1 rRNA gene is annotated in these 1,774 nt (G+C 49.0%); it reads left to right on the top strand.

Annotation, left to right across the window (positions count from 1 at the left end):
• The first annotated feature begins 135 nt into the window (after positions 1–135).
• Positions 136–1,709, top strand: a 16S ribosomal RNA gene (locus FC70_RS02530).
• The last annotated feature ends 65 nt before the right edge of the window (positions 1,710–1,774 follow it).

The raw sequence follows: 1,774 nt of genomic DNA, 5'->3' as shown, positions 1-1,774 counted from the left end.
AGTAGAACTTTGAAAACTGAATAAAGTTTCGACAAATCAAATGTGTAGGGTCTTTTAACACAAGTTAAAAGCAAATAACATTTGCGAAGTCAATTTCGTGAATACAAACAAAACAAAGAGCTACAAACTTAAATTATATATGAGAGTTTGATCCTGGCTCAGGATGAACGCTGGCGGTATGCCTAATACATGCAAGTCGAACGCATTCTCGTTTTCGATTGAAGGTGCTTGCACTAGATTGAAAAAACATTGGAATGAGTGGCGGACGGGTGAGTAACACGTGGGTAACCTGCCCAAAAGTGGGGGATAACATTTGGAAACAAATGCTAATACCGCATAATAGTTAGAACCGCATGGTTCTAATTTGAAAGATGGTTTCGGCTATCACTTTTGGATGGACCCGCGGCGTATTAGTTAGTTGGTGAGGTAATGGCTCACCAAGACAATGATACGTAGCCGAACTGAGAGGTTGATCGGCCACAATGGGACTGAGACACGGCCCATACTCCTACGGGAGGCAGCAGTAGGGAATCTTCCACAATGGGCGAAAGCCTGATGGAGCAATACCGCGTGAGTGAAGAAGGGTTTCGGCTCGTAAAACTCTGTTGTTGGAGAAGAACGTATGTGATAGTAACTGATCATGTAGTGACGGTATCCAACCAGAAAGCCACGGCTAACTACGTGCCAGCAGCCGCGGTAATACGTAGGTGGCAAGCGTTATCCGGATTTATTGGGCGTAAAGCGAGCGCAGGCGGTTTTTTAAGTCTGATGTGAAAGCCCTTGGCTCAACCAAGGAAGTGCATCGGAAACTGGAAAACTTGAGTGCAGAAGAGGACAGTGGAACTCCATGTGTAGCGGTGAAATGCGTAGATATATGGAAGAACACCAGTGGCGAAGGCGGCTGTCTGGTCTGTAACTGACGCTGAGGCTCGAAAGCATGGGTAGCGAACAGGATTAGATACCCTGGTAGTCCATGCCGTAAACGATGAATGCTAGGTGTTGGAGGGTTTCCGCCCTTCAGTGCCGCAGCTAACGCATTAAGCATTCCGCCTGGGGAGTACGACCGCAAGGTTGAAACTCAAAGGAATTGACGGGGGCCCGCACAAGCGGTGGAGCATGTGGTTTAATTCGAAGCAACGCGAAGAACCTTACCAGGTCTTGACATCTAGCGCCAATCCTAGAGATAGGACGTTCCCTTCGGGGACGCTAAGACAGGTGGTGCATGGTTGTCGTCAGCTCGTGTCGTGAGATGTTGGGTTAAGTCCCGCAACGAGCGCAACCCTTATTATTAGTTGCCAGCATTCAGTTGGGCACTCTAGTGAGACTGCCGGTGACAAACCGGAGGAAGGTGGGGACGACGTCAAATCATCATGCCCCTTATGACCTGGGCTACACACGTGCTACAATGGACGGTACAACGAGTTGCGAACTCGCGAGGGTAAGCTAATCTCTTAAAGCCGTTCTCAGTTCGGACTGTAGGCTGCAACTCGCCTACACGAAGTCGGAATCGCTAGTAATCGCGGATCAGCATGCCGCGGTGAATACGTTCCCGGGCCTTGTACACACCGCCCGTCACACCATGAGAGTTTGTAACACCCAAAGTCGGTGGGGTAACCTTCGGGAGCCAGCCGCCTAAGGTGGGACAGATGATTAGGGTGAAGTCGTAACAAGGTAGCCGTAGGAGAACCTGCGGCTGGATCACCTCCTTTCTAAGGAATATGGAACCTACACATTTAGTCGAAACTTTATTTAGTTTTGAGAGGTCTACTCTCAA

The organism is Paucilactobacillus oligofermentans DSM 15707 = LMG 22743 (assembly GCF_001434315.1).
In the GTDB taxonomy this organism is placed as follows: Bacteria; Bacillota; Bacilli; order Lactobacillales; family Lactobacillaceae; genus Paucilactobacillus; species Paucilactobacillus oligofermentans.
The sequence above is the reverse complement of the archived record's forward strand: the minus strand, read 5'-3'. Positions and strand labels throughout refer to the sequence as shown.